Annotated in this window: 17 protein-coding genes; 16 read left to right on the top strand and 1 reads right to left on the bottom strand. The window is 63.0% G+C overall.

The genetic code is table 11. The features are described 5' to 3' along the window. Positions 1-57 precede the first annotated feature (57 nt). The 13 genes from ribD to pheT all read left to right on the top strand — a co-directional run bounded on the left by ribD (position 58) and on the right by pheT (position 14,793). Positions 58-1,173: a bifunctional diaminohydroxyphosphoribosylaminopyrimidine deaminase/5-amino-6-(5-phosphoribosylamino)uracil reductase RibD gene (ribD, locus tag AB1384_11730; protein ID MEW6554943.1), complete on the top strand. Its 1,116-nt coding sequence runs from the start codon at positions 58-60 to the stop codon at positions 1,171-1,173. Then, positions 1,170-1,838 (top strand): riboflavin synthase, encoded by a 669-nt coding sequence (locus AB1384_11735; protein MEW6554944.1) that lies wholly within the window; start codon positions 1,170-1,172, stop codon positions 1,836-1,838. Before ribD ends, AB1384_11735 begins: the two co-directional genes overlap by 4 nt. Next, a complete protein-coding gene (locus AB1384_11740; protein ID MEW6554945.1) occupies positions 1,838-3,079 on the top strand; it encodes a bifunctional 3,4-dihydroxy-2-butanone-4-phosphate synthase/GTP cyclohydrolase II in 1,242 nt (413 codons plus the stop codon). The genes AB1384_11735 and AB1384_11740 overlap by 1 nt, the downstream gene beginning before the upstream one ends. Then, positions 3,076-3,543, top strand: coding sequence for a 6,7-dimethyl-8-ribityllumazine synthase (gene ribE, locus AB1384_11745; protein ID MEW6554946.1), 468 nt, complete (start codon positions 3,076-3,078; stop codon positions 3,541-3,543). Before AB1384_11740 ends, ribE begins: the two co-directional genes overlap by 4 nt. 252 nt (positions 3,544-3,795) lie before the next feature. Continuing rightward, on the top strand, positions 3,796-5,793 hold the full coding sequence (locus AB1384_11750) for an HD domain-containing phosphohydrolase (protein MEW6554947.1): 1,998 nt from the start codon (positions 3,796-3,798) through the stop codon (positions 5,791-5,793). Positions 5,794-5,891: 98 nt separating this feature from the next. Then, positions 5,892-6,875: a response regulator gene (locus tag AB1384_11755; protein MEW6554948.1), complete on the top strand. Its 984-nt coding sequence runs from the start codon at positions 5,892-5,894 to the stop codon at positions 6,873-6,875. 16 nt (positions 6,876-6,891) lie between these two features. Further along, a complete protein-coding gene (locus tag AB1384_11760) occupies positions 6,892-9,114 on the top strand; it encodes an ATP-binding protein (GenBank protein ID MEW6554949.1) in 2,223 nt (740 codons plus the stop codon). A 161-nt stretch (positions 9,115-9,275) separates the two neighbouring features. Continuing rightward, entirely contained in the window at positions 9,276-9,869 is a 594-nt protein-coding gene (gene infC, locus AB1384_11765) for a translation initiation factor IF-3 (protein ID MEW6554950.1), read from the top strand. Then, positions 9,826-10,023: a 50S ribosomal protein L35 gene (gene rpmI, locus AB1384_11770; protein MEW6554951.1), complete on the top strand. Its 198-nt coding sequence runs from the start codon at positions 9,826-9,828 to the stop codon at positions 10,021-10,023. Before infC ends, rpmI begins: the two co-directional genes overlap by 44 nt. Positions 10,024-10,077: 54 nt before the next feature. Beyond that, entirely contained in the window at positions 10,078-10,464 is a 387-nt protein-coding gene (rplT, locus tag AB1384_11775) for a 50S ribosomal protein L20 (protein MEW6554952.1), read from the top strand. Then, the gene (locus AB1384_11780) at positions 10,457-11,296 is read left to right on the top strand and encodes an RNA methyltransferase (GenBank protein ID MEW6554953.1); all 840 of its coding nucleotides are present in this window, start codon (positions 10,457-10,459) and stop codon (positions 11,294-11,296) included. The genes rplT and AB1384_11780 overlap by 8 nt, the downstream gene beginning before the upstream one ends. Next, on the top strand, positions 11,297-12,367 hold the full coding sequence (pheS, locus tag AB1384_11785) for a phenylalanine--tRNA ligase subunit alpha (GenBank protein ID MEW6554954.1): 1,071 nt from the start codon (positions 11,297-11,299) through the stop codon (positions 12,365-12,367). 11 nt (positions 12,368-12,378) lie between these two features. After that, positions 12,379-14,793, top strand: a complete 2,415-nt coding sequence (pheT, locus tag AB1384_11790; protein MEW6554955.1) for a phenylalanine--tRNA ligase subunit beta — start codon at positions 12,379-12,381, stop codon at positions 14,791-14,793. A 223-nt stretch (positions 14,794-15,016) separates the two neighbouring features. Here the strand turns inward: pheT and rpsT are convergent, their stop codons facing one another. Continuing rightward, the gene (rpsT, locus tag AB1384_11795) at positions 15,017-15,280 is read right to left on the bottom strand and encodes a 30S ribosomal protein S20 (GenBank protein MEW6554956.1); all 264 of its coding nucleotides are present in this window, start codon (positions 15,278-15,280) and stop codon (positions 15,017-15,019) included. A gap of 106 nt (positions 15,281-15,386) precedes the next feature. Here rpsT and lepA point away from each other — a divergent pair, with 106 nt between their 5' ends. From lepA to hrcA, 3 genes are all read left to right on the top strand, one after another. Beyond that, complete coding sequence (gene lepA / locus AB1384_11800; GenBank protein ID MEW6554957.1) at positions 15,387-17,201, top strand: translation elongation factor 4; 1,815 nt, start codon at positions 15,387-15,389, stop codon at positions 17,199-17,201. Continuing rightward, positions 17,198-18,307 carry a radical SAM family heme chaperone HemW gene (gene hemW / locus AB1384_11805; protein ID MEW6554958.1) on the top strand — a complete coding sequence of 370 codons (1,110 nt, stop codon included), beginning with the start codon at positions 17,198-17,200 and terminating at the stop codon, positions 18,305-18,307. The genes lepA and hemW overlap by 4 nt, the downstream gene beginning before the upstream one ends. Before the next feature lie 81 nt (positions 18,308-18,388). Continuing rightward, positions 18,389-19,417, top strand: coding sequence for a heat-inducible transcriptional repressor HrcA (gene hrcA, locus AB1384_11810; protein ID MEW6554959.1), 1,029 nt, complete (start codon positions 18,389-18,391; stop codon positions 19,415-19,417).

The raw sequence follows: 19,417 nt of genomic DNA on the forward strand, positions 1-19,417 counted from the left end.
GGGCGTCGGGTTTTCTCCCGGCGCCCCTTTTGTTTTTTCGGCGGGAGCGTGCATAGAGTGGATTTCAGCGCGGAGGACAGAGAATACATGGGCAAGGCCCTGTCCCTGGCCGGCAGGGGCAGGGGCATGGCCCACCCCAATCCCATGGTCGGCGCGGTCATTGTAAACAATGCCGCTATCGTGGGCGCCGGTTTCCACCGCGGCCCCCACACCCCCCACGCGGAAGCCGCAGCCCTTGCCCGGGCGGGAGAGGGCGCGCGAGGCTCGACCCTCTATGTGACCCTCGAGCCCTGTAACCACCAGGGAAGGACGCCGCCCTGCACGGATGCCATCATCGCCGCGGGAGTCAAGAGGGTGGTGATAGCGGCACTGGACCCCAATCCCAGCGTCAAGGGGGGCGGTGCTGAACGCCTGAAGGAGGCGGGCCTGGAGGTGGAAGCCGGTCTCATGGCCGCGAGGTCTTCTCGGCTGAACGAGGCCTATGAGAAGTACGTGACCACGGGAATGCCGCTGGTGGTCTTGAAGATGGCCGCCACCGCTGACGGCAAGGTGGCTACGGCAAGCGGGTCATCGCAATGGATCACCGGCGTGAAAGCGAGGAGGCTGGTGCACTCCATGCGCAGGGAGAGCGACGCGGTACTGGTGGGCAGGGGGACGGTGCAGCGCGATGACCCCGAACTGACCGTGCGGATGGTGCCTTTGCGCGATGCCAGGCCTCCCGCCAGGGTGATCGTGGATTCCCGCCTCTCCATGCCCCTGGAATGCAAGCTGGCGAGTGGCGGTGAGCCGCCGGTGATCGTGGCGACCACCGCCGACCACGACCGCGGCAAAGCGCAGGTATTGCGCTCCCGCGGCATAAGGGTCCTCGAGATCGCGGGGAGCCGTGAGCGGGTGGACCTGCGGGGACTCCTGCACGAGCTGGGCAGGATGGAGATAGCCGGTCTTCTCGTGGAAGGGGGACCGACCCTGGTGGCGTCGTTTCTCGAGGAGGGGCTGGCGGACCGCCTGGCCCTTTTCCTGGCCCCAAGGGCGTTCGGTGACGCGCATGCCAGAGGCTGGGTCGAAGGCATGAAGATAGACGACCCGTCCCAGGGCCTGCCGCTGCGATGGAAGAGGGCGCGCAAGGTCGGAGAAGACATGCTGCTGGAGGCGGACTTCAGAGAAGGAGAATGAGAGTGTTCACGGGGATCATCGAGGAGGTCGGAAGGGTAGGCGGACTGAGGATGATCGCACAGGGGGCGGCCATCACCATAACCTGCAGACGTGTCCTCGAAGGCCTGCGCGAGGGGGACTCCATAGCGGTGAACGGAGTGTGCCTTACCGCGACGGAGATGGGAGCGGGCTCCTTCAGGGCCGACGTCTCGCAAGAGAGCCTCGAGCGCTCGAACCTAGGTGGGCTGCGCAGGGGCTCGGAGGTCAACCTGGAAAGGGCCCTGAGCCTGGGCGACCGCTTGGGAGGACACATCGTACAGGGCCATGTCGACGGCGTCGGCAACCTGAAGGCGGTCAAGGGAGCGGGTGAGAGCCGCGTGCTCACCTTCTCGGTGACGCGGGAGATAGCGGTTTACCTGGTCGAGAAGGGGTCCATTGCCGTGAACGGCATCAGCCTGACCGTGAGCGGACTAGGCGAAGGCGAGTTCAGCGTGGCGGCTATCCCCCATACCATCGAAAAGACGAACCTCAAGGGGATCAAGGCGGGTGACGCCGTGAACCTCGAAGTGGACATAATCGCGAAGTACGTGCGCAGGTACCTGGAGCGCGGAATGCCGGCAGCGGTGGGCGGGACCGCGCCCGGCGATGCCTTGCGCGATAAGCTGTCAGAAGGAGGGTTTATGTGATGGAGGAGATGAAGAGAGAGGGGAGTCCGTTCGATCCCATCGAGGAGGTGATCGAGGACATCCGGGAGGGAAAGATCATCATCGTCGTTGACGATGAGGACCGTGAGAACGAAGGCGATTTTCTCATGGCGGCCGAGAAGGTCACGCCGGAGGCAATCAACTTCATGGCCAAGTACGGCCGCGGTCTCATCTGCATGCCGTGCCTGGGAGAACGCCTGGACGAACTGAACATCCACCCTATGGTATCCAACAACACGTCGACACACGAGACCGCCTTCACGGTATCCATAGGAGCCAAGGGCAAGATAACCACGGGTATCTCCGCCTACGACCGCGCGGTGACCATCCAGGCCGTTCTCGATCCGGCCACCAGGCCCGAGGACATATCGCGCCCCGGCCATGTCTTTCCGCTGCGCGCGCGCGACGGCGGAGTCCTGCGCAGGGCGGGCCATACCGAGGCCGCCGTGGACCTGGCGCGGCTGGCGGGGTTCTTCCCGGCGGGGGTCATCTGCGAGATCATGAACGACGATGGGACCATGGCACGGGTGCCACAGCTGGCGGAGATCAAGAAGAAGTTCGGCCTGAAGCTGGCGACCATCGAGGACCTCATCCGCTACCGCAACCGCATGGAGACCCTGGTCAAGCGCACGGCGGAGGTGCGGCTACCCACTGCCTTCGGGGAGTTCCGGGCCGTGGGCTACGAGTCCCTCATCGACGGCCATTCACTTATCGCCCTGGTAAAAGGGGACGTCGAGGGGAAAGAGAACGTGCTGGTGAGGGTCCACTCCGAATGCCTCACCGGAGACGTCTTCCACTCCCTGCGCTGCGATTGCGGCCTCCAGCTGCAACTGGCGCTGCAGATGATCGATGAGGAGGGAGAGGGCGTGCTCCTCTACATCATCGGTCACGAGGGCAGGGGCATCGGCCTTACCCACAAACTAAAGGCTTACGAGCTGCAGGAGAGCGGCAAGGACACGGTTGAGGCGAACCTCGAGCTCGGGTTCCCGCCCGATGCGCGCGATTACGGCATCGGGGCCCAGATTCTGTCCGACCTCGGGCTGAGCACCATGCGGCTGATGACCAACAACCCTGCCAAGCGCGTAGGGCTGGAGGGGTACGGCCTCAGGGTGGTAGAACGCATCCCCCTGGTAATCGAGCCGTGCGAAGACAACTATGCCTATCTAAAGGCCAAGCAGGATAAACTGGACCACCTGCTGGAACTGCAGGAAAGGAGAACATGATGACGACATACGAAGGCCATCTGGTCGCCACCGGACTGAAGTTCGCCATCGTCGTGGCGCGGTTCAACGAGTTCATCAGCACGCGGCTGCTGGACGGCGCCCTGGACGCCCTCAAGCGACACGATGCCGATATGGACGCCGTGGACATCGCCTGGGTACCCGGCTCCTTCGAGATACCCCTGGTGGCGTCGAGGCTTGCCGCCAGCGGACGCTACGATGCCGTGATCTGCCTGGGCGCCGTTATCCGTGGATCGACACCGCATTTCGAGTATGTCGCCGCCGAGGTATCGAAGGGGGTCGCCAGGGTAAGCCTGGACAGAGAGGTCCCCGTGGTGTTCGGGATCATCACCGCCGACACCATCGAGCAGGCCGTGGAGCGGGCCGGTGCCAAGCAGGGCAACAAGGGCTGGCAGGCGGCACTGACCGCCGTGGAGATGGGTAACTTACTCAAAGGCCTGAGATAGTCTGACCAGCAATGGGGTTTCGCGCTTTTCTGACCCTCCCCATAAGCGCAGATAAAACGCCACGGTAATTCATATAGCGTGAGCGACGTGCTCAGTCTGCGGCGCGGCGGTGCCTGTGGCCCGGGCAATCCCGATTGTCCATACCCGGCACGTATTCGTTGGGGGTAAAAGCGCCCCGCGACCCTGCCGATAATCATCAAGAAGGACTTATGTATTCGTGCTTTTGCAGGAAGCGGGAGAAATATAGTCGTCATGGCCAGCAAGGCAGGTAAAGGCCTGCTTGTTGAGGTGCGAGATGCCGTCCTCTCCAGGTCGCTCGAGACCCTCAGCTCCCAGGAGATAACCGGGGCCGTCGAGCTGCCCCTGGATCACCGGGGGATAATGGCGGCCCTCCTCGACCTGGCCGTATCGCCGGATGGGGAGGAGGCGGCGGCGGCCCGCTGCGAATTACTGAACATAGCGCGGCAGTTGTGCCGTCACGGGATCTCCTGGAGCGCCGTTGACGGCCTCGGCCAGGCCCTCATGTGCAGCGCCGTAGAGCACCTCGACGGCAGGGGTGCTCCGGCGCAGTTGAGCGCCATAGGGGCGGGCCTTCTGCAGGCACAGGCGTTTCTTTTCGACGCATTCATGGAGGCTGAGCGGGAGAAGCGAGAGAGGGTGTCGCAGCAGCTGCATGAGGTGGACCGCTTCCCGGATACCATCGCGTCGACCCTCGATCCGCCCACCCTGACCAAGGTGGGTCTCGCCAGGTTGAGAGAGATTCTGGGCATGGAGAGTTCCACCATGTTCGAGGTCTCCGCCTCCCACAGGCTGACGGCCATCGCCGGAGACCTCGCAATTGCCGGCGGGACCCGCGGCGCTTACAACCTCAGCGAACAGGCGGCGGCTGCCCTGCTCGAGAGGGGCGACCCGTACTGGTTGGAACGCGGAGGGGACGGTCCCTTCGCGGAAGACGGCACCGGGCCCCTTGCCACGGGGACGGCTGTCCTTCTGCCCATGGTGGTGAGGGGACGCACGACCGGCGTGGTCCACCTGAGCGGCGCCGCTGCTTCCTCCCTGTCTTCAGAGGACATGGAGATAGCAGTCAGGTTCTCGAGCCGGTTGGCGGTGGCGCTGGAGAACGCGTACCTGCACGAGCGCGAGCAGCGCAAGATAAAGGAGACCGTGGCGCTGCTGGAGATCACCCGGGCCATAAACTCCACCCTGGACCTAGAGCACATCCTGGAGAAGGTCGTCCAGATGATCGTCGACCTATGCGGGGTGGCCATGTGCGCGGTCTTCCTGTATGAAAGCGACACGGGCCACTTTCGCCCCTCGGCTTTCTGCGGCTTCATAGCGGAGGGGGAGTGGAGGGAGTGCGCCGGCGACGGTTTTTCGGCCAGCGGCCTGCAGGCCGCGCGCATGAAGACCCTTGAGCAGGGGGAGCCGCTTTTCATCCCCGCGGAGGAGGCCGGCCACCTTATATCGCCGCAGTTGCTGCACGAACATGGAGTGGACCTGGTCCTGGTCTTTCCCCTCTCCTCGCGGGAGAGGCTGAGCGGTGCCTTCGCGCTCTTCTATCCCTGCCGGGAGGCGGAGGGCCTGGACATGGAGGAGGTAGAGGTGATCAGGGCCATAGCCTCACAGGCCTCCATGGCCATCGAGAACGCCTCCCTGTACGAAGACATAGAGAAGAGCTATTTCTCGACCGTGCGCGCCCTGGCCAAGGCCATCGAGGTAAAAGACCCCTATACCCACGGCCATTCCGAGCGGGTGACCGAATACGCGCTGATGATCGCCGACGCCATGCAGATGGATGAGCGGGAGAGGCAGAAGCTGAAGTACGCGGCCACCCTGCACGACATCGGCAAGATAGGCATAGCCGGAAGGGTGCTGAACAAGCCGGGCGGGCTTACCAGGGAGGAATATACACACGTCAAGACACACCCGATACTCGGCGAGAGCATCGTCGAGCCCGTGGAGTTCCTGCAGGGACCCCGCCCCATCATCCTCCACCACCACGAGCGTTTCGATGGCACCGGGTACCCCCAGGGGCTCAAAGGGACCGCGATCCCCATCTGTGCCCGCATCCTCTCCGTGGCCGACGCGTTCGAGGCCATGCGCTCAGACCGGCCTTACCGGCGCGCGCTGCCGTTACAGACGGCCGTGGAAGAGCTGAAGCGCAACTCGGGCAGCCAGTTCGATCCGGAGGTAGTGGATGCCTTCCTGCGCATACTGGAAGAACGTGGAGGAGATCCCGTTACCAGATAGAAAAACGGGAGCAGTGTGACCGGCATGGCATGCGGAGATCGGAGAGACGGAAGGGACGTGCTTCTCACATCGAGGGAAGCAGCGCTGGAGGTGACAGGTTGTTCGACGAGGTATTGAAGGGAGAATCCACCGAGATTGTCGGTCAGAAAAGGGCCTACAAGGTCCTGGTGGTTGACGACGACCCCAATATCCGCGAACTGATCGTGGAGACCCTGGGCAACGGGAAGTACGAACCCATCGAGGCACGTGACGGCAGGGAAGCCCTGGATATCTGCGAATCGCAGCGGCCGGACATCATCGTCCTGGACGTCATGATGCCGGATCTCGACGGCCTGGAGGTGTGCCTGAAACTGCGTGGAGAGGCCCTGACCAGCCATATCCCCATCATCCTGCTCACCGCCAAGGGCATGCTCGAGGACAAGATAAGGGGCATGGAAACCGGCGCCGACGACTACCTCACCAAGCCCTTCGATCCCCTCGAGCTGGAAGCCAGGATAAACATGCACCTGCGCCGCTCCGTGCGCGACAGTGAGGCCAGTCCCCTGACGGGACTTCCGGGCAACAGGGCCATTGAAGAGGTCATCGAGTCCCGCATAAGGGCAAAGGCGCTCTTCGCCGTATGCTACATCGATCTCGACGACTTCAAAGCCTACAACGACCGCTACGGGTTCCTTGCCGGCAGCGAGGTGATCAAGCTGACCACACAGGTGATCCTGGAATCCATAGCGAGGTTTGGCAGCAAAGACGACTTCGTGGGCCACATCGGGGGAGACGATTTCATCGTGGTCACGGAGATGGAGAGGGCCTCCCTTATCTCCCAGGAGATAATCAGGCTCTTCGACGAGCGCATACCGACACAGTACGAGCAGGAGGACCGCGAACGTGGCTTCATCATCAGTACCGACCGGCAGGGAAATATCAACCGGTTCAACATCATGACCATCAGCGTGGCCGTGATCCATAACACCTACCGCAGCCTTGACCACCCAGGGAAGGTGGCCCAGATCGCCGCTGAATTGAAGAAGTATGCCAAGGGCATGGAGGGAAGCAACTATGTCTTCGACCGCAGGCGGCGGGACTGAGGGAAGGCGGGATGCCTTGAGGAAGCCGACAACGCAGCTCGATAGCGTTCCCGAGCCGATCCCGGCGCGGGGAAGCGAGCAGCGAGAGAGCGTGCGCATGCTCCTCTCGTCCACACGTTTCATCGCCTCCATCTTCTGGCTGACTATCATCGTCGCCGCCATGGTCTTCGTACTCCCGTATTCCGAACGCAGCGAGTCACCTGTCTTCTACGGTTTCATGGTCCTTTCGGTGCTGGTCTTCATAGGCCACCGCTATTTCCCCTACGAGGGTTATCATCCCGTGGCTTTCTTCCTGCTCATGCTGTCTACGGACGCGCTCATCGCGGTGATGGTCTACCTCACCGGCGGTGCCGAGAGCAGCATCTCCCTGCTGTTCATGGCGGTGATCATCTTCTCCTTCGCCTATTTCGAGCTGGTGGAGATGATGCTCATCACCGCGGTCACCTGTGTCATCTATTTCGCCCCTATTACCTATGAGACAGTGACCTTCGAGTCCCTGAAGGGCATGGCCATAGCGCTGCCCATTTTCTTCATCATCGCCCTGGGCGGCTTCTTTGTGATCAGCAAGGCGCGCGAGCAGGAGAGGGAAAAGCAGGCCATGACCAGCCTCTACGACCAGGCTGACACCAAGCGCAGGGAGATGTCCACCCTTTACGCCGTTTCTCTCAAGCTCGCCTCAACCTTCGACGAGAGGGAGATGGTAGGCACGCTCATCGACAACGCGTCCAAGCTGGTACGCTGCGACGCCATGGTCATGTCGTTGCTTGAGGATGACGGCACGCTCGGGGCCGGCACATATCGTGGCCTGCGGGAGGGAGAGGCCGCCGCGATGATGGCCCGGGGCGAGGATAATCCCCTCTACATGTCGGCGTCCGCGGTACTGCCGGTGATACTCAGGGACAGCGGCGAGGACCCGCGCTTCCATGGCTACCTGGTAAGGAACGGCTTCGACTCCATGATCGCGGTGCCCCTGTTCGCCAGCGCCAGCGTGATAGGCGTCCTGGGTTGTTTCTCCAGGGCCCCGGGAGACTTCGACGATGACGACGCGCGCGTCCTGCTCACCCTCTCCAGCGAGGCCGCGCTGGCCCTGGAGAAGGCCGCGCTCTACCGCACCACCCTGCAGGACAAGACGAAGATAGAGACCATCATCAACAGCCTCACAGACGGGCTCCTGGTCCTTGACCAGGACGGCAGGCTGGTCATGGCCAACCCTTTCATCTCGCGCCTACTCGCCCTCGGCGACTCCGAGCATGACGAACCCCTGCCCGAGTTGCTGCGGGGCTCGCCCCACCACATCGAGTTCAAGGAGGTGTCCTGCGAGGACGCCCTGGAGAAGGTGCTGGACGGTGGCGAGAGTTTGCGGAGCGAGATGGTGCTTGGCGCCGAGCCGGCCCTTACCTTCGATATCTTCTGGGTACCACTCCTGGATGCCGAGGAAGAGGTGGGTGGCGCGGTTATCCTGCTCCACGATATCACGGACTTCGTCGAGCTTGACCGCTTGAAATCCGACTTCATATCCATCGTCTCCCACGAGCTCAAGACCCCCCTGACCTCCATCAAGGGTTTCGTGCGGCTGCTCACCACGGAGAGGGTCGGGCCCATCAACGACAAGCAGCGCCATTATCTGGACGTGGTGCAGAAACAGACCGAATCGCTCACCGCTCTCATCAACGACCTCCTCGACCTCTCGAGGATCGAGGCGGGTATAATCGAGGTCCGGCACGAGCCGGTACTTCTGTGCGAGGTGATCGACGGTGTGGTGCAGCAGCTGGACAACCTCGCGCAGGAGAAGGAGATAGAAATTAGAATGGACATACCCGGAGACCTGCCAATGCTGCTGGGGGACGGCGAGAGGTTGGCCCAGGTGTTCCTGAACCTCATCCACAATGCCATCAAGTTCACGCCGGAGAGGGGCGAGGTGGGCGTCAAGGCCAGGACGGCGGGGAGCGACTGCCTGGTGAGGGTATCGGACAATGGCATCGGGATCTCGGCCCAGGACCTGCCCAGGATATTCGACAAGTTCTATATGGTGGACTCGTCCTCCACCCGCACCCAGAGTGGCACCGGACTGGGCCTGGCCATAACCAGGCAACTGGTCCATGCCCACGGCGGCGAGATCTGGGTGAACAGCGTCAAGGGCGAGGGCACTACCTTCAACATCCTGCTCCCTCTCTACAGGTCTGACGGGAGCCCGCGCCTGCGCCAGGTGCGGGATGTGGGGGAGGCGGCGGCGAGCTGAGATATTGCCTAAGGCCGGGGAGATACTCTATACTTTCTGCTTGAAACGTATAACGGACGAAGAAGAAGCGGTTTTGCTTCTCACCCTGGGGCGCGCAAGCAGCCAGGGTTCATGAGAACACAGGCCCGTGGATAGCGGGGAAAGGCCGCTGTCCTTTTCTTTTGTATGAGGAGGGATGCCAGATAGACAAGAACGCGCGCGTTAACGAAGGTATCAGGGCGAGAGAGGTGCGCCTCGTAGGCCCGGACGGGAACCAGATAGGGATCAAACCCATCGAAGAGGCCCTGGCCATGGCGGAGGAACTGGACCTGGACCTCGTGGAGGTCGCGCCCCAGGCACAGCCCCCGGTCTGCAAGATAATGGATTACGGCAAGTACCGCTATGAGCAGACGGTTAAGATGAAAGAGGCGCGCAAGAAACAGAGCGTTGTCACCTACAAGGAGATGAAACTGCGTCCCAAGATCGACCGGCATGACTATGAGATCAAGAGGAAGCACATAGAACGCTTCCTCAACGCGGGTTCAAAGGTCAAGGTGACCATCATGTTCCGCGGGAGGGAGATGAGCCACACCGAGCTGGGCAGGAACCTCCTGGAGCAGCTGGCCGAGGAACTCGCGGAGCTCGGCACGGTGGAATCGATGCCCAAGCTCGATGGCCGCAATATGCAGATGATCATGGCGCCGGTTATGGCGAGGAAAGACGGAGGTAAGCATGCCCAAGATGAAGACACACCGGGGAGCGGCCAAGAGGTTTGAGATAACCGGTGGCGGCAAAATAAAACGCAGGAAGGCGTACGGGAGTCACCTGCTCTCTAAGAAGAGCGCCACCCGTAAGCGCGGCTACCGTTCCAAGGCCGAAGTCTCCGAGCACGACGCGGACAACGTAAAGAAGCTCTTGAGGCGGGGATAGGGGACTTCCTCCGCTCACCGCATTAGATAAGTGGCACGAAAGGACTGATCAGGCATGTCCAGGACAAGACATTCCGTGGCGAGGAAAAAGAGAAAAAAGAAGGTCATGAGCATGGCCAAGGGCTACCGCGGCGCCCGCAGCAGGTCTTACCGCAGCGCCAACGAGCAGGTCATGCATTCCCTGCAATACGCTTACCGCGACCGCCGCAACAAGAAGAGGGACTTACGGCGGCTGTGGATTGCGCGCATCAACGCTGCCGCAAGGCAGAACGGCATCTCTTACAGCAGGTTCATCCAGGGAATGAAACTGGCGGACATCGAGGTCAACCGCAAGTTGCTGGCCGAGATGGCCGTCTCCGACCCCGACTCCTTCGCGGCACTGGCGCAGAAGGCCAAGGATCAGCTGGAGAAAGAGCCGCAGGCAAAGGAGGCGAGTGCCTGATGGGGTTCGCCTGTCCGGCGTGATCGAGAGCCCTAAGAACGAGCGCGTAAGGCGCTACCGCCGCCTGCGCAAGAAGAACTTCCGCTACCGGGAAGGCCTGTTCATCGTGGAGGGACTGCAATGCGTGGCGGAGGCGCTGCTCTCGTCCCACGTGCCGGAATGCCTAATCAGCAATGAGAACGGAGCGCAGGCCCTTGCCGCCTATACAGACATCATCCGCGAAAAAAACGTGCCTTTCCTCACCGCCAGCGACGAGGTCATCGCGAGCCTGTCGGACACCGTAACCCCACAGGGGATGATCGCCGTATCTCCCCTGGTCCACGTGGAGCTGGAGGACATAGTGAGCGGGGGAGCATCGCCCCTGCTGATCGCGAGCAGGGTGAGGGACCCGGGGAACCTGGGGACCATGATCAGGATAGCCGACGCGGCGGGGGCCGGCGGGATGGTGGTCTGTGCGGAGAGCGCGGATCTCTACAACCCGAAGACGGTGAGGAGCACCGCGGGGTCGATCTTCCACTTTCCCATAGCCGTCGGCGCGGATATCCCCGCCACCCTGCGCGTGCTGCGGGACGAGGGATACATGGTGCTGGCGGCGGACGCGCACACAGGACGGGGCATGTGGGATATCGCGTGGCCCGACAAGCTGGCACTGGTAGTGGGCAACGAGGCCTGGGGCATACCCCCGGAAGAGGCTGCCATGATGGACGGGCTGGTCAAGATACCCATGCTCGGCAGGGCCGAGTCCCTGAACGTGGCCGCGGCGGCGGCCGTGCTGCTCTACGAGGCTGCCAGGTCGAGACAAGCAGGACTGGTCGAGGAGGGAGATAGATAGATGGCGCAGCAGTCTTTCCTGGACGAGCTAGGGGCCGATCCCGGTCTGGGCGGCATTTACGAGGAAGCGAGGGCGGCCCTGGATGGCGCCGCCAGCACGGCCGCCCTCGAGGAAGTACGCGTGGCTTTCCTGGGACGAAAAGGGAAGCTCTCCGTTCTACTGCAGGGCATCAAGAGCCTCGCGCCCGAGGACAGACGCCGCGTTGGCCGCCTCGGCAATCTGCTCAAGGGCTGGCTGGAGGAGTCGCTCGAGGAGAAGGGGAGGGTACTGCGCGAGGGTGAGATGAACGACGCCCTGGCCAGGGACCGCGTCGACGTGACCCTGCCCGGGCGAATAATGCCCACCGGCACCCGCCACCTGTTGTCGCGCATCATCACCGAGATCGAGGACATCTTCATCGGCATGGGTTACAGGGTGGTGGAGGGCCCGGAGGTCGAACTGGACTACTACAACTTCGAGGCCCTGAACACGCCGGCCTGGCACCCGTCCAAGTCCCTCTCTGACACCTTCTACGTGGACGTGCCGGGCAGCGGAAGAAACGATATCCTGCTGCGTACCCACACATCTCCCGTGCAGATAAGGGTAATGGAGAAGACCCCTCCTCCCCTCTACGTCATCGCCTCCGGCAAGGCCTACCGCCGTGACGTCCCTGACGCCACCCACACCCCCATGTTCCACCAGGTGGAGGGACTTGCGGTGGACGAGGGCATCAGCCTGGGCGACCTCAAGGGGACCTTGGAGGTCTTCGCGAGACGAATGTTCGGAGAGGAGCGCGACGTGCGCTTCCGCCCTCACTTCTTCCCCTTCACCGAGCCCAGCGCCGAGGTGGACATCTCCTGCAACATCTGCGGCGGTCACGGCTGCAAGGTATGTGGGGGAACGGGCTGGCTGGAGATCCTGGGGTGCGGCATGGTCGATCCCAACGTCTTCGGCTACGTGGGGTACGACCCCGAGGAGATAAGCGGCTTCGCATTCGGCATGGGGGTGGAACGCATCGCCCTGCTAAAGTACGGGGTGCCGGACATAAGGTATTTCTTCGATAACGACCTGCGCCTGCTCAGGCAGTATTAGGGGTGACGGACATGCGTGTTTCATTACAATGGCTAAACGACTACGTGGACCTCTCCGCCGGGGCGGAAGAACTGGCGGAGATGCTCACCGCCTCCGGTACGGCGGTGGACGGCATCGAGCGCCTGGGCGAGGAGCATGACCAGTTCATCGTGGGGCGGGTACTCGAGGTGAGGCCTCACCCCTCCGCCGACCGCCTCACCCTGTGCCGGGTGGACGTGGGCGGAGAGGTGGCGGATATCGTGTGCGGCGCCCCCAACGTGAGGGAGGGGATCTACTCGCCGGTGGCGCCGCCCGGGTCTAGGCTGCCTGACGGCACCGTCATCAAGGAGGCCAAGATACGCGGCGTCTCCTCGGGGGGAATGCTCCTCTCCGAGATGGAGCTGGGTATCAGCGAGGAGGCGGCCGGTATCATGTTGCTGGAAGGGGAACCGCGGGCGGGAGCGAGGCTCTCCGATGTCCTGGAGACGCAGGACACCGTCCTCGACCTGGAGATCACCCCCAACCGGCCTGACTGCCTGTGTATGCTGGGGGTAGCCCGCGAGGTAGCCGCCCTAACCGGCCAGGAACTGAGGTACCCGGCCTTCACGTTGCGTGAGGTGGGGCCTCCGGCCTCGGACGAGGTGAAGGTGGAGATCCTCGACCCCATGCTTTGTTCCCGCTACGTGGCCAAGGTGATCGAGCAGGTGAAGATAGGCCCTTCTCCCTGGTGGATGCGGCGCAGGCTGCAGGCTGCCGGTGTGCGCCCCATAAACAACGTGGTGGACGTGACCAACTATGTCATGCTTGAGCTTGGACAGCCCCTGCACGCCTTCGACCTCGACCTGGTGCGGGATGGCCACATCATCGTCAGGCGGTCGGAAGACGGCGAGTCCATGACCACCCTCGACGGCCTGAAGCGGGAACTCACCCCGGACGACCTGCTTATCTGCGACCCCTCTGGACCGGTGGCCATGGCGGGCGTGATGGGAGGAGAGAACACCGAGGTTGGAGGCGGCACCACCAGGATCCTGCTGGAGTCGGCCCACTTCGACCCCGCAAACATCATGCGCACCTCGCGCACCCATGACCTGCCCTCGGAGGCCTCGTACCGGTTCGAGCGGGGGGTAGACCCGAGTGGCTGCCTGCGAGCCGCCGACCGTGCAGCCTTCCTCATGGGAGAGCTGGCGGAGGGCGTTATAAGGCCGGGGGCCGTGGACGCGCGGGCCAGGGTCATCGAGCCCGTTTTACTGGAATTGAGAAACGACCGCGCCGCCCGGCTCATCGGCATCGAGCTGGAGAGTGCGAAGACGGCGGATCTGCTCAACTCCATCTCGCTCGAGGTGAAAGAGATCAGGGAGGCCGGAGGAGATACCGTACTCAGCGTGGAGGTGCCCACTTTCCGCCCCGACCTGGAAAGGGAGATCGACCTGGTTGAGGAGGTGGCCCGCCTCTACGGCTACGGCCGCATAGAACCCACCCTGCCGAAGACTTCCTCCAATGTCGGAGTTCTCACCGGTGGCCAGAGGAAACGCCGGGAGATAGCTGACGCCCTCGCGGGCATGGGCCTTCACGAGGCGGTAACCCTGGCCTTTATCTCTCCACGCTGGCTGGAGGTCCTGGACGCCGCCGGTGAATACCTGCCCACCGCGCGTGTCAGCCTGCGCAATGCCATCAGCGATGAGATGTCGGTAATGCGGCCGTCCCTGCTGCCCGGTCTGCTCGAAGCCGTCTCTTTCAATATCAACCGGCGGGTGATGGACGTGCATCTCTTCGAGGTCGGAAGGGTTTTCCTGACAGCGGAAGGAGAGGTCCTGCCCCAAGAGACGGAGAGGCTGGGTTGCGCCCTGGCCGGTAAGTGGCTCCCCAAGCAGTGGGACCGAGAGGCCGAGGACGCTGGCTTTTTCGCCGTCAAAGGGGTCCTGGAAGCCCTGTTCTCTATCCTCCATATCGAAGGGCCGTCCCTACGGCGGGAGAGGCTGCCTTTCCTTCACCCCACACAGTCATGCGCCGTCAGCATTGGCGGCAGCGATGTCGGTTTCCTGGGGCTCATCCACCCGGGTGTGGCTGAACGGGTCGACCTGCCCACGGACACGGCGGTGCTGGAGATCGACCTCGCGCCTCTCATCGCGGCCTCACTGTTTACTCCCCCTTACCGGGATATACCGCGATTTCCATCCATACAGATGGACCTGGCGATAGTGGTGGGCGAGGGAGTAGACGCGGGGGATGCCGAGGAGGTCATCTGGGGCGCCGGAGGAGAGCTGCTGCGCGAGGTGCGCCTCTTCGACCTCTATCGCGGGGAACAGCTGCGGGCGGGGGAGAAGAGCCTGGCATACAGCATGACCTTCTACGCACTGGACCGCACCCTGCGCGACGATGAGGCAAGGTCCGCCTGCGACGTCATCATCGCCGCCCTGGAAAAGAACCTGGGCGCTAGGCTGCGCTAGATGTAAAGAGAATGTCGGCCCTGGAAGATCGCGGTTGCTATGCCCTTGGGTATTTCATAGAACCAAAGTCAATCTTATGTAATGGCGACTGGGGCCAGTATAAATGCTGGCCCACACCCTACGGGGAAAAGACGGAACTGGGTGGGAAGACCAGCGGGCTAACGGTCAAGCCGTCAGCCATACGTAACGGCGATAGAGACCGGTACCGGGGACATGCACAAGCCTACTCTGGTTTGTTATACCTGGCCATGAGGCGGGACTTGCGGTTGGCGGCGTTGTTCTTGTGGATGATGCCGTCGCTGGCCGCCTTGTCCAGCGCTCTTACCGCCTTGTTAAGGTAGACCTCGCTCTCCTCGCGGTTTCCGCGCTGTAAGGCCTCGTCGAAGTGCCTGATGTAGGTCTTGATCTCCGACTTGCGCGACTTGTTGCGCATGCGCCGCTTCTCCGCCTGCCGCATGCGCTTCTCCTGTTGCTTGGTGTTGGGCAAACCGATCCTCTCCTTTCGTCAAACAGGGGAAATTGTAGCACATCGGCAGGGGTATGCACACCCACTGAACCCTGCTTATGTGCGATAATGGCCAGGGTGTATACATATGGAGGAAAAACGGGTACGGAATTTCTGTATCATCGCGCATATCGACCACGGTAAATCGACGCTGGCGGACAGGTTCCTCGAGATAACCGGCACGGTGCCGCGACAGAAGATGGCGGACCAGTACCTCGACCGCATGGACCTGGAGCGCGAGCGCGGCATCACCATCAAGGCCCAGGCGGTGCGCATGCTCTACGCGCCAGCTGGGGAGGAAGAGTGCCAGCTCAACCTCATAGACACCCCCGGGCACGTGGACTTTTCCTATGAGGTCTCGCGCAGCCTGGCGGCCTGCGAGGGCGCGGTGCTGCTGGTGGACGCTTCCCAGGGGGTGGAGGCGCAAACGGTGGGCAACGCCTACCTGGCCGTGGAGGCCGGGCTCACGGTGATCCCCGTGGTAAACAAGATCGACCTGCCCTCGGCGGACTACGAGGACAGCGCCATGGAGCTTGCGGACCTGCTGGGGATCGATCCCGGCGAGGTCATGGCCGTCTCCGCCAAGACGGGTGAGGGCGTGGAGGAGCTGCTGGCGGAGATCATCCGCCGTGTGCCGCCGCCCCGGGCCGAGACCGCGGTTCCCTTGCGCGCTTTGGTATTCGACTCCACCTACGACGTCTACCGCGGCGTGGTCGCATTCTTGCGCGTGGCGGAGGGCGTGGTGAGGAAGGGCATGAAGGCGCGCTTCATGGCCGCGGGAACGGCGGTGGAGATAGACGAGGTGGGTTACTTCTCCCCGGACATGATCTCCACCGGCAGCCTGGAGGCGGGAGAGGTGGGATACATCATCACCGGCATCAAGGACGTCACCCGCATCAAGGTGGGGGACACCGTGACCGGCAGGGAAGACCCCGCTTCCGAGCCGCTTCCGGGTTACCAGGAGCCGAAGCCCATGGTGTTCGCGGGCATCTACCCCGTGGACTCAGACGACTTCACGGGTCTGGGCGACGCCCTGGAGAGGCTCAAGCTGAACGACGCTTCCCTCACCTTCGCGAGGGAGACCTCAAAGGCCCTGGGCTTCGGGTACCGCTGCGGGTTCCTGGGCCTGCTGCACATGGAGATCGTGCAGGAGCGCCTCGAGAGGGAGTACGGACTGGACCTGGTCTTCACCGCGCCCAACGTGGTCTACGAGGTGCTCGAGCGAGGGGGGGAGGTATCCTACGTGCGCAACCCCTCTGACATGCCCGACGCGGGCACGCTGGCCGAGATACGCGAGCCGTACGTGCAGGCGACCATCCTGGTGCCGCCCGACTACATGGGCGCCATGCTCGAGCTGGTCAAGGAGAGGAGGGGCATCTACCAGGACATGGCCTATCTCTCCGGGCGCCGCGTGGAGATACGCTGCCGCCTGCCCCTGGCGGAGATCGTGGTCGATTTCTACGACCAGCTCAAGTCCCGAAGCCGCGGGTACGCCTCCCTGGACTACGAGCACATCGGTTTTCTGCCGGGAAACCTGGTCAAACTGGACATCCTCATCAACTCGGAGCCCGTGGACGCCTTCTCCTCCATCGTGGACAGGAGCCGCGCTTACGAATATGGCCGGCGCATCACCGAGAGCCTGCGCAAGCTCATCCCCCGCCAGCTCTTCGACGTGCCGGTGCAGGCGGCCATCGGCGGCAGGGTGGTGGCGCGGGAGACAATCAAGGCCAAGCGCAAGGACGTGCTCTCCAAGTGCTACGGCGGGGACGTCACCCGCAAGAAGAAACTGCTGCAGAAGCAGAAGGAGGGCAAGAAACGCATGAAGATGGTGGGGAGAGTGGAGATACCCCAGGAGGCCTTCATCTCCGCCCTGCGCGTGACCAGGGAGGAGACCGGGAAATGAGGCTCTACGTCCACTGGCCGTTCTGCGTGTCGCGCTGCACCTATTGCGATTTCAACACCCGGGCGGGTGCGGGACGCCACATGCGGGAGTATATGGCCGCGCTCCTTACGGAGCTTGACTTCTGGTCCACTCTTCTGGATGAGGAGCGGCGGCGCCTAGACTCCGTCTACCTGGGAGGGGGCACTCCCTCCATCCTCAGTGGAGCCGAGGTGTCGAGGCTCCTGGACCAGGTGCGGTCGCGCTTCGTGCTCGGCGAGGGTGCCGAGGTCACGGTGGAGGTCAATCCGGCAACCTGGAAGGCCAACGATCTCTTAGCCGCTTGCGCCGGGGGAGCCAACCGCTTCAGCATCGGCGTACAGTCGCTGCATGATCCCGTCCTGAGGCTTCTGGGCAGGGCGCACGACGCCGCTTCGGCCCTCGAGTGCATAGAGGAAGCACACGCCGCGGGAGCGGCATCCGTCTCGGCAGACCTCATCTACGGGCTGCCGGGTGAAGACACGGCGATGCAGCTGGATTCGGTGCGAGGGGTCATCGCGGCGGGAGCCCGGCACGTGAGCCTCTACGGCCTTTCGCTGTCGCGAGGGTCTCGCCTCCCCGGCATACTGCGCGAGAGCGGTAAGAAGCTTCCCGGTGATGACGAGATGGCGGACCAGTACCTGGCGTCCTGCGCGGCGCTGGAGGCAGCCGGCTTCGCGCAGTACGAGATCTCCAACTTCGCCCTCCCCGGACACCACAGCCGCCATAACCTGGGATACTGGGCGAGGGACGAATACCTCGGGGTGGGGGCTGGGGCCCATTCCTTCCTGGGGGACTGCAGGTTCCACAACACCCGCTCCATCCTGTCCTATATCTCCGCCATGCGTGGGGGACGTCCGGCCAGCGGGGGGTGGGAACGGCTGGGTGCCATCGAAAGGCGCGAGGAGGAGATAATCCTGGGCCTGAGGACCGCATCGGGGGTGCCCGCGGACGCCCTTGACGCCGGAGATGACCGCCTGGAAGACCTGGTAGACCTGGGCCTGCTCCTCGTATCCGGCGGGCGGGCCCGCCTGACCCGCCGGGGGATGCTGGTGTCCAACGCGGTGATAACGGAACTCCTGCCCGCTTGACGTGCCGCCCACGATGCCGATAATTAAGGTTGTGGGTAGCACTCTGACAGGGAGAGTGCTAACAACGTGAGGGAAGGCGGAATGCTGGACAAGAGGCAGCAGAAGATACTGAAGACGGTGGTCTACAGATACATCACCACCGGGACCCCGGTGGGCTCGAAGTCCCTTGCCCAGAGCCTGAACCTGGGCATCAGCGCGGCGACCATCCGCAACGAGCTGAGCAAGCTAGAAGGCCTTGGCTACCTCTTCCAGCCCCACACCTCCGCGGGCAGGGTACCCACCGACCTGGGGTACCGCTTCTATGTGGACAGCCTCAGCGGACGTACGCGCCTGCGCGAGGAGGAGAAGAACGCCATCGTCACCCTCTTCTCCCACAAGACCAGGGAGCTGGAGAACCTGCTGCAGGAGACGAGCACCCTGCTCTCGCGCCTCACCAGCGCCGCCGCCCTGGTAATCGCCCCGCGCCTGCGCCGCAACACCATCAAGCACGTCGACCTGGTGAACCTGGCCGGGGATATGGTCCTGCTGGTGATCATCACAGACACCGGGAGGGTTGAGAAGAAGCTCATCGACGTAAAAGACTCGGAAGAGCTCATCGACCTGGAGGAGATACAGGCCTTCCTCAACCGCAACCTGCAAGGCAAGGGGCTGGAGAAGATCTCGGACCTGGCGCTCCACCGCGACCTGCGCGCCCTGAAGTCTCCCGCCCTGGCGTCAAGGGTGATCAACGTTATAAGGGACATCCTCTCCGAGGAGGAATACGAGAAGGTCTACGTAGGGGGCACTCTGAACCTGCTGCGCTACCTCGACGCCGAAGGGCTGAAGAAGATCGAGGGCCTGCTCGAGCACTTCGAGGAGCAGTACTTCCTGTTGAGCATGCTCAGCGAAGCCCTGGGCTCGAAGGAACTGCTTGTGCGCATCGGCGACGAGAACCTCTTCAAGGAGCTGCAGTCCTTCAGCCTTATCGCGACCCCCTATGCCATCGGGGAGGAGATGGTGGGGACGGTCAGCGTCCTCGGATCCACGCGTATGGACTATGCCCGCGTCATCCCGACGGTGGATTTCATCGCCAAGTCCCTCAGCCACACGCTGGAGATGCTCAGGGGTTAG

This window comes from Actinomycetota bacterium, from assembly GCA_040757835.1.
Classification (GTDB): Bacteria; Actinomycetota; Geothermincolia; order Geothermincolales; family RBG-13-55-18; genus SURF-21.

Excerpts from the sequence above, each read along its gene's own strand:
- AB1384_11735 (MEW6554944.1), top strand. The coding sequence starts at position 1,170 with ATGAGAGTGTTCACGGGGATCATCGAGGAGGTCGGAAGGGTAGGCGGA.
- AB1384_11740 (MEW6554945.1), top strand. The coding sequence starts at position 1,838 with ATGGAGGAGATGAAGAGAGAGGGGAGTCCGTTCGATCCCATCGAGGAG.
- ribE (MEW6554946.1), top strand. The coding sequence starts at position 3,076 with ATGATGACGACATACGAAGGCCATCTGGTCGCCACCGGACTGAAGTTC.
- AB1384_11750 (MEW6554947.1), top strand. The coding sequence starts at position 3,796 with ATGGCCAGCAAGGCAGGTAAAGGCCTGCTTGTTGAGGTGCGAGATGCC.
- rpmI (MEW6554951.1), top strand. The coding sequence starts at position 9,826 with ATGCCCAAGATGAAGACACACCGGGGAGCGGCCAAGAGGTTTGAGATA.
- rplT (MEW6554952.1), top strand. The coding sequence starts at position 10,078 with ATGTCCAGGACAAGACATTCCGTGGCGAGGAAAAAGAGAAAAAAGAAG.
- pheS (MEW6554954.1), top strand. The coding sequence starts at position 11,297 with ATGGCGCAGCAGTCTTTCCTGGACGAGCTAGGGGCCGATCCCGGTCTG.
- pheT (MEW6554955.1), top strand. The coding sequence starts at position 12,379 with ATGCGTGTTTCATTACAATGGCTAAACGACTACGTGGACCTCTCCGCC.
- lepA (MEW6554957.1), top strand. The coding sequence starts at position 15,387 with ATGGAGGAAAAACGGGTACGGAATTTCTGTATCATCGCGCATATCGAC.
- hemW (MEW6554958.1), top strand. The coding sequence starts at position 17,198 with ATGAGGCTCTACGTCCACTGGCCGTTCTGCGTGTCGCGCTGCACCTAT.
- hrcA (MEW6554959.1), top strand. The coding sequence starts at position 18,389 with ATGCTGGACAAGAGGCAGCAGAAGATACTGAAGACGGTGGTCTACAGA.